This window comes from Nocardiopsis eucommiae (assembly GCF_965344335.1).
Classification (GTDB): domain Bacteria; phylum Actinomycetota; class Actinomycetes; order Streptosporangiales; family Streptosporangiaceae; genus Nocardiopsis; species Nocardiopsis eucommiae.
The window spans coordinates 1-8,297 of the sequence record NZ_CBDRIY010000014.1 but is presented as its reverse complement, the minus strand read 5'-3'; the positions used below and the strand labels follow the sequence as shown (position 1 = coordinate 8,297).

Annotated in this window: 7 protein-coding genes; 3 read left to right on the top strand and 4 right to left on the bottom strand. The window is 71.4% G+C overall.

All coding sequences use genetic code 11. The annotated features are described in order from the left end of the window. Positions 1-64: 64 nt before the first annotated feature. On the top strand, positions 65-676 hold the full coding sequence (locus ACRWK8_RS11000) for a restriction endonuclease (protein ID WP_378740471.1): 612 nt from the start codon (positions 65-67) through the stop codon (positions 674-676). Positions 677-903: 227 nt separating this feature from the next. On the opposite strand, the gene ACRWK8_RS10995 is transcribed toward ACRWK8_RS11000, so the two are convergent. Genes ACRWK8_RS10995 through ACRWK8_RS10980 form a run of 4 tightly spaced genes read right to left on the bottom strand, consistent with a single transcriptional unit; the run spans position 904 to position 5,744 of the window. Beyond that, entirely contained in the window at positions 904-1,815 is a 912-nt protein-coding gene (locus tag ACRWK8_RS10995; protein ID WP_378739798.1) for a carbohydrate ABC transporter permease, read from the bottom strand. Then, entirely contained in the window at positions 1,812-3,188 is a 1,377-nt protein-coding gene (locus ACRWK8_RS10990) for an ABC transporter permease subunit (RefSeq protein WP_378739796.1), read from the bottom strand. The genes ACRWK8_RS10995 and ACRWK8_RS10990 overlap by 4 nt, the downstream gene beginning before the upstream one ends. A 15-nt stretch (positions 3,189-3,203) precedes the next feature. Continuing rightward, positions 3,204-4,535 carry an ABC transporter substrate-binding protein gene (locus tag ACRWK8_RS10985; RefSeq protein WP_431870017.1) on the bottom strand — a complete coding sequence of 444 codons (1,332 nt, stop codon included), beginning with the start codon at positions 4,533-4,535 and terminating at the stop codon, positions 3,204-3,206. 12 nt (positions 4,536-4,547) lie between these two features. Further along, the gene (locus tag ACRWK8_RS10980; RefSeq protein WP_431870015.1) at positions 4,548-5,744 is read right to left on the bottom strand and encodes an ABC transporter ATP-binding protein; all 1,197 of its coding nucleotides are present in this window, start codon (positions 5,742-5,744) and stop codon (positions 4,548-4,550) included. 257 nt (positions 5,745-6,001) lie between these two features. Between ACRWK8_RS10980 and ACRWK8_RS10975 the strand changes: the two genes are divergently transcribed. Both ACRWK8_RS10975 and ACRWK8_RS10970 read left to right on the top strand, forming a co-directional pair. Then, entirely contained in the window at positions 6,002-6,697 is a 696-nt protein-coding gene (locus ACRWK8_RS10975) for a response regulator transcription factor (RefSeq protein WP_431870013.1), read from the top strand. Further along, a complete protein-coding gene (locus tag ACRWK8_RS10970) occupies positions 6,694-8,088 on the top strand; it encodes a sensor histidine kinase (RefSeq protein WP_431870011.1) in 1,395 nt (464 codons plus the stop codon). Before ACRWK8_RS10975 ends, ACRWK8_RS10970 begins: the two co-directional genes overlap by 4 nt. Positions 8,089-8,297: the final 209 nt, after the last annotated feature.

Sequence of the window (8,297 nt, the reverse complement as noted above, 5' to 3'; positions counted from 1 at the left end):
GGGTCGTCACCCCGTGCGATGATGTGCCCCGTTGTGTCCCCCACCCCCAGGGAGAAGCGTGAGTGTGCGACAGCGTCGGCGCGGGCGGCGATGGGCGCGGAGTCTGCGGGGTTCGCTGCCACTGGCTCTGCTGGCGCTCCTCCTGGCCCTGGGGTGGGTGTTCGACAACGCCGACAGCCCGGGGCTGTGGCTCGCCGGGGGCCTGGTGGTCGTGGTCGCCACGGCCGCGCTGGGCTGGTGGGCGTGGTCGCGGGCCCGGCTGGCCCGGGAACGGTGGATCGTCGCGCGGACGGGGATCGCGGCGATCGACACGATGACGGGGACGGAGTTCGAGCACCACGTGGCGCTGCTGCTGCGCACCCGCGGCTACACCCGGGTCTCGGTGGTCGGTGGCGCCTCGGACGGGGGCGTCGACCTGCGGGCGCAGACACCGGACGGCAGGCCCCTGGCCGTGCAGTGCAAGCGCTGGCGCAGGCCGGTGCCGCCCAACGAGGTACGGGCCTTCCTCGGGGCGCTCGCGGGAGGGCACCAGGGCTACCTGGGGATGTTCGTGGCCTCGAACGGTTTCACCCGGGAGGCCGTCCGGGAGGCCGGTGCGGGGATGGTCCTGGTGGACCGGCACGCCCTGGGACTGTGGATGGCCGGCGAGCGCGCCCCGGAGCTGCCGCACCGCTGACCCGCCCCGGACCAGCACGTCGAGGCGGCCCGTGTCCCCGAGAACCCGTGGGACGCACCCCGTGGAAGCGGCCCGCGTCGCCCCCCGGGTATCGCGGGGGTTCACTGTGCACCCCTGTCACCGTGGACACGAAGGTCACCGTGGACACGAAGGGCCCCGCGGTGGGAGTGGTGCCGCGGGGCCCGGCGCCACCGAGGGCGCCATCGTGGGTGGATCGTGGAGCGGGTCTACTTGCCGGAGCCCGCGAACACCCCCTGGATGAAGTGGCGCTGGAAGGCGAAGAAGACCAGCAGCGGCACCAGCATGGACAGGAAGGCCCCCGAGGCCAGCACGTCGATGTTGGTGCCGAACTGGCGCAGCTGCGAGCGCAGTGCCACGGTCAGCGGGGCCGAGTCCGGGTTGGTGAACACCAGTGCCACGAGCATGTCGTTCCACACCCACAGGAACTGGAAGACCGCGAGCGAGGCCAGCGCGGGGCGGGCCACCGGGAGCACCACCTTGCGGAAGATCCGCCACTCGCTGGCGCCGTCCATCCGCGCCGCCTCCAGCAGGTCGCGCGGGATGTTCACGAAGAAGTTGCGCAGCAGGAACACCGCGAACGGCAGACCGAAGGCCACGTGGAACAGGACCGCGCCGAGGATGGACCCGAAGATGCCCAGGGCGCCGTACAGCTGCGAGATGGGGATCAGGGCCGCCTGGATCGGCAGCACCAGCAGGCCGACCACGGCCACCATGATCCAGTCGCGGCCGGGGAAGTCCATCCACACCAGCGCGTACGCCGCCAGCGCCCCGATGCCCACGACCAGCAGGGTCGAGGGGACCGCGATGTAGACGGTGTTGAAGAACGACTGCACGAGGACGTCGTTGTCGACCAGCGACCGGTAGTTGTCCAGCGTGAGCTCGGTGGGCTTGAGCAGCGCCGTCCACCAGCCGCTGTTGGTGTTGTCGGCCTCCGACCGCAGCGACACCAGGAGCAGGCCGATGACCGGCACCATCCAGAACAGGGCGACCAGGGTCAACGCGACCTGGAGGGTGCCCGAGCCCAGCTTGGAGACGATCCGGGACGCCAGTCCCCGGCGCGGGGCACCGGACACCGACACCTCGACGACGGAGGGCGACTTCTGGGGCGTGGCGGTCACGAGCGCTCCCGTCGGAAACGGCGGATGTTGAAGTACATGATCGGCAGGACCAGGACCAGCAGGAGGACCACGAGGGCGCTGCCCAGTCCCTGGTTGCCGCCCGCGCCGAAGGACACCTGCCACATCTGGAGGGCGATCACGCTGGCGTCGGCCTGGACCGATCCCGGAGCGATCACGAACACGAGGTCGAAGATCTTCAGGACGTTGATCATCAGCGTCACGAACACCACGAGCAGCAGCGGACCCAGGAGCGGGATGGTGATCTTGCGGAACACCTGCCACTCGGTGGCGCCGTCCACGCGGGCCGCCTCCAGGGCGTCCCTGGGGATGGCGGACAGCCCGGCGGCGATGAACGTGATCGCGAAGCCGGTCATGATCCACACCCACGAGGAGATGATCACGGGGGTCACCAGGGCCGGGCCGAGCCAGGTCAGCCCGCGGAAGGACTCCGTGAAGTTGTCCGCCGCGAGATGGATCTCGTACTCCCCCGGCTCCAGTCCGGTGAGGGTGAAGCGGCCGTCATCGCCGGAGGTGGCGCTGGCCACCACCTGCCCGTCCCGGAGCGCGTCGACCATCATGCGGGGCAGGCCGTTCTCACCGTCGTCGATGGTCCCGGCGTCGCCGCCGAGGGCCACGTCCAGCCACACCACGCCCTCGATGGTGTCCCCGGAGGGCTCGGGAGCGGTGGCCGGGGCCGCCTGCTCGGGGATCTCCCCCGGTCGGACACCGACCAGCGGCAGGGCCACGGTGTCACCCGGCGCGTACGCCCGGGTGGTGGTGAACCCGCCCAGCGAGGGGTCCGCGTCCAGTTCCTCGCCACGCGGCCGGGCCCCGGGGTACTCCGAGGGCGAGGCGAACGCGTCGTGCACGGTCACCACGGCGGCGTTCACCACGCCGCGGTCGGGGTTCTCGTCGTAGACCAGCCGGAAGATGATGCCGGAGGCGAACAGGGAGATCGCCATGGGCATGAACAGCAGGATCCGGAAGGCCGTGGCCCAGCGGACGCGCTCGGTGAGCACCGCGAAGACCAGGCCCAGCCCGGTGACCAAGGCGGGGGCGACCAGGACCCAGATACCGGTGTTGCGGATCGCGGTCAGGGTGCGGTCGTCGGTGAACATCCGGGCGTAGTTGTCGAGACCGACGAACTGCGATCCGGAGGCGTCGAAGAAGCTGCGCACCACGGAGTAGACGGCCGGGTAGGCCAGGAAGACCCCGAGGAAGAGCAGGGCGGGCAGCAGGAACAGGGTGGCCGGGCCGAACAGGCGCCGCCATCCCGGGCGGCTGCCGTCGGGCGGCCCGCTGGACGGCTTCCCCGCCGGGGCCCCGTCCGTGCGGGCCGCGCCGTCGGCGGCCCCGGTGTCATTGGAGGTCATGTTCGCGGGCTCCGTCTAGTTCCCGTGGGCGCGGGCGGCCTCGGCCTCGAGGCGCTCCATGGTGCCCTCGACGTCCGAGGGGTCGGCCAGGAAGTCCTGGAGGGTCTGCCACATGCCGTCTCCGACGGTGGCGCCGAACGCGGCGGGCTGGAGGTCGGAGAGGTCGAAGCGGACGCCATCACCCGCGTCGATGACCTGTTCCGCGACCTGGCCCAGGACCGGGTCGGCGTAGTCGTCGGCGGTCAGGTTCTTGTTCGGGGAGATGAACCCGCCGATGGACGCCCACTCGGCCGCGGCCTCCTCGGAGGCGAGGAAGCGCAGGAGCTCCATGGTGGCCTCGCTGTCGCTCATGGCGACGGCGGCGTCACCGGCCACGACCACGGCGTCGCCCTCACCGGCGATGCTGGGGAACGGGAAGATCTGGGCGGTCTCGCCCACCGTGGAGTTGGTGCTGGCGGAGACGACCCCGCCGATGAAGTCGGCGCCCACCACCATGGCGGCGTCGGGGTCGTCGCTGTAGACGTTCACGACGGAGGTGGGGAAGTCGGTCTGGAGGCTGCCGCTACTGCCGCCCAGCATCAGCTGCTCCTGGCCCCAGATCTCGGCCAGGGTCTCCAGGGCGACCTCGACGGTCGGGTCGGTCCACGGGATCTCGTGCGAGGCGAGCTGGTCGTACTTCTCCGGTCCGGCGGTCTGGAGGTAGACGTTCTCGAACCAGTCGGTCAGGACCCAGCCGTCCGCTCCGGCGACGGACAGCGGGCTGATGCCGACATCGGAGAGGTTCTCGGAGAGTTCGACGAACTCCTCCCAGTTCTCCGGGGGCACGGCGCCGGTCTCGGCGAACAGGTCGTCGTTGTACCAGACCAGGGACTTGTTGGCGACCTTGAGGTAGACGCCGTAGGGGGTGTCGTCGACCGAGCCGATATCCGCCCAGGCCCCGGCCATGTTCTCGTCGAGGGTCTGGACGACGTCGTCGGTGAGCGGCACCAGGACGTCGTCGGCGGCGAAGTGCTCGATGAGTCCGGCCTGCGGGATGAGCGCGACGTCGGGCTCGTCCCCGCCCTGGATGCGGGTCTGGAGGACGGTCTGGAGGTCGTCACCGGCACCACTGTAGGAGACGGTGGCGCCGGTCTGGTCCTCGAAGAGCGCGAGGACCTGCTCGAAGGCGACCTGCTCGTCACCGGCCCAGGGGCCGACGATCTCCAGGGTCTGGCCGTCGAGGTCGGCGCCGGAGGCCGAGGTGGAGCCCCCGCCGCAGGCGGTGGCGGCCAGGGTGAGGCCGAGCGCGGCGGCGGCCCCGCCGAGGACTCTGGTGCGGCGGGTGCGGTGGGACGTGGGGGCTGTCATGGGGGACGCTCCTCAGGAGTCGTGGATGGCGGTACCGGTGGCGGGGTCGAAGAACTGGAGTCGTTCGGTGTCGACGGCCACGGTGATGGTCTGGCCCTCGTACACGTGGGTGCGGGGGCTGAAGCGGCCGACGAGGACGACGCCGTCGTCGGTCGCGGGGAGGGTCTCGTCGGTCCCGGCGTCGCGGGCGAGTTCACGGGTGTCCTCGGTGACGACGGGTGCGGCGTCGAGGGGGAAGTGCACGAGGACGTCCGAGCCCATGGCCTCGACCAGGTCCGCGACCGAGGTGAGCGTGGCCCCCTCGGTGCCGCCGACGATCCCGGCGTCCTCCATGTCCTCGGGACGGACGCCCACGACGACCTTGGCCCCGGCGTAGCCGCGCAGGGCGGGACGCCGGTGCAGGAGGCTGTCGGGCAGGTCGAGGTGCTGGTCACCGATCCGGACCCGGAACCGGCCGTCGTCCTCGTGGAGTTCCACGCAGATCAGGTTCATGCCGGGCGAGCCGACGAACCCGGCGACGAACAGGTTGCGGGGGTGGTCGTACAGCTCCTGAGGCGGGCCGACCTGCTGGAGGACACCCCGCTTCATGACGGCCACCCGGTCGCCCAGGGTCATCGCCTCGGTCTGGTCGTGGGTGACGTAGACCGTGGTGACGCCCAGGTCGCGCTGGATGCGGGCGATCTGGGCGCGCATCTGCACGCGGAGCTTGGCGTCCAGGTTGGAGAGGGGTTCGTCCATCAGGAAGGCCCGGGGTTCGCGGACGATGGCCCGGCCCATCGCCACCCGCTGGCGCTGGCCGCCGGAGAGGTTTCCCGGCTTGCGGGTGAGGTGCTCCTCCAGTTCGAGGACGCGGGCGACCTCGCGGACGCGCCGGTCGATCTCGGCCTTGGGCACCTTGCGCAGGCGCAGCCCGAACGCGATGTTCTCGAAGATGTTCAGGTGCGGGTAGAGGGCGTAGGACTGGAACACCATCGCCACGTCCCGGTCACGTGCGGGAACATCGTTGACCACTCGGTCACCGATGCGCACGCTGCCCTCGCTGATCGCCTCCAGCCCCGCGACCATCCGCAGCGCGGTGGTCTTGCCGCAGCCGGAGGGTCCGACCAGCACCAGGAACTCGCCGTCCTGGATGTCGAGGGAGAGGTCGTCGACCGCGCGGGTTCCGTCCGCGTAGACCTTGCCCAGGCCGTCGATCACGATTTCCGCCACGACACCTCCGTGGAACGGGCACACTGGTACCCGGTAGCTGGTCGGGCCGGTGGTCACGGGCCGCGCCGCTGTGACGCGCACCACCACCGGCGATGTGTGACGACAGTAGTGTCGCGGTCCCTAAGGAAGCCTTAACGCAGCGTCTCGTTCGACTTAAACCGCACCGGTCCCGCACCCGCCCGTCACAGCGGTGTTCCACCTGATCACGGGACGCAGCCGGACTCGTGTGAAGGTGCAACATTCGTTAACGTGTGCCCATGGCAACGGTCTTGCTGGTCGAGGACGACCAGATGGTGCGGGGCGCGCTGGTGCGCGCGCTGAGTGGTCTGGGGCACGTGGTGCTGCCCGTGGGCACCGCTCTGGACGCCCTGCGTGAGGCCGCCCGGCACGCACCCGACCTGGTCATCCTGGACCTGGGGCTCCCCGACCTGGACGGCGCGGCCGCGCTGCGGATGTTACGCGGTCACAGCGACGTGCCGGTGATCGTGGCGACGGCGCGCGGTGACGAGCAGTCGATAGTGCGCCTGCTCAACGACGGCGCCGACGACTACGTCGTCAAGCCCTTCTCCAGCACCCAGCTGGCCGCGCGGATGAACGCGCTGCTGCGCAGGTCCGGCCGGGCCTCGGCGGGCGCGGCCCACCCGGGCGAGCTGACCGTGGGCGAGTTGACGATCAGTCTGACACGGCGGCAGGCGTCGTTGGCGGGCACCCCCCTGGAGCTGTCGCGCCGGGAGTTCGACCTGCTGGCCTACCTGGCCGAGCACACGGGCCGTGTGGTGAGCCGCCGCGAACTCGTGGAGGCCGTCTGGCACCAGCACCCGTTCGTGGGCCACGACCAGACCATCGACGTGCACATGTCGTGGCTGCGCCGCAAGCTCGGTGAGAGCGCGAGTCAGCCCCGCTACCTGCACACGGTGCGGGGTGTGGGGCTGAAGCTGGTGGAACCGGTGTGAGGAGGCTGCTGGCCCGCGCCGTCATCCTCGCGACGGTCATGGTCGCGGTGGTGATGATCGGCGTGACCGGCGCGTGGGCGTGGTGGGAGGCGCGTGAACGCGCCGAGGAACAGATCTGGTCGCAGGTCGGGGCGGTGGCCTCGGTGGCCGAGGTGGACCCCGACCCCGCGCTGCTGCGGCGTGTGGTGGCCTCGACCTCCGCCGGGTCCCGGGGGCACCTGGCGGTGCACCTTCCCGACGGGACGACGGTCGGTGCCAGTCGCGCCGGAGTCACGGACGTGGCGGCGCTCCGGCGCTCCGGGGTCGGGAGCGGGGTGAAGAGCCCGGGGGCAGCGGCAGAGGCGGGAGCGGGAGCGGGGGCCCGTGGTGTGGTGCCGGTCGAGGAGGGCACCGCCTACCTCCAGGTGGCCGGTGCGGAACCGGGCGACGACGTGGCCGTGGTGGAGGTGTTCCAGCCCCGAGGGGAGGCCGTCCGTGGCCTGGGCCCGGTCCTGGGCGCTCTGGTGGGGATCGCGGTCCTGGGGGTGCTGGGCGCCGTGCTGGTCACCGACCGGTTGAGCCGACCGGCCCGGCGGGCCCTGCGAGCCCTGGCGGACACCGCCGTGGAGATCGGCGAGGGGCGCCTGAACGCCCGGATACGCGTACACGGCCCCCGTGACCTTGTGGTGCTCGGTGAGTCCATCAACGCCATCGGTGAGCGCGTGCAGGGGCTGCTGACGAAGGAACGGGAGATGGCCGCCGACGTCTCGCACCGGTTGCGCACCCCGCTGACCGCGCTGAGGTTGGACGCCGAACTCCTGCCCGGCCCGGAGGGCGAGCGGATCAGGGGCGCGATCGGCGCGCTGGAGCGGGACGTGGACGCCATCATCCGGGACGTGCGCCCGCACGAGCCGGACCCGGAGGTCGAACGCGAGTGCGACCTGTCCGAGGCGGTGGTCGACCGCATGGGGTTCTGGTCGATGCTCGCCAACGACCAGGGCAGGGAGGTCACCCTGGAGCTGCCGGACACCCCGTGCCGGGTGGCGCTCTCCGCCCAGGAGTGCACGGCGGTGCTGGACTCGCTGGTGGGCAACGTCTTCCGGTACACCCCGGCGGACCGCCCGTTCGCCGTGGCGGTGGTGGCGCACGCGGGCTGGGTGACACTGCTCGTGGAGGATGCGGGGCCCGGGTTCGCGGATCCCACCGCGGCCCTGCGGCGGGGCACGAGCGGAGGCGGATCGACCGGGCTGGGCCTGGACATCGTCCGGCACGCGGTGGAGGCCACCGGCGGCACGGTTCACCTGGAGCGCGGCAGGTTGGGCGGTGCACGGGTGCGGGCGAGGTTCGCCCTGTGGGACGTTCCCCACGCGGCGGAACAACCCCGCGCCTGGCGCCTGAGGCGCTCGGGTTGATCGGAGTGGGAGATGAGGTTCCGGTGGTTGCCGTGAGTCGAGGGTTGTGAGGTAGGGGTTGGTGTAGCGGGAGCTCTACCGTTGTGATTGCTGGAGCGGGAGCACTCCCCAGCTCACAGCAACCACACACCCTCCCGCCGCGACAACCCCGGCCCACGGCACCCACAGCCCGTGGACCGCCCAACGGTGCCCTCCCCCGCCCTGCTCGT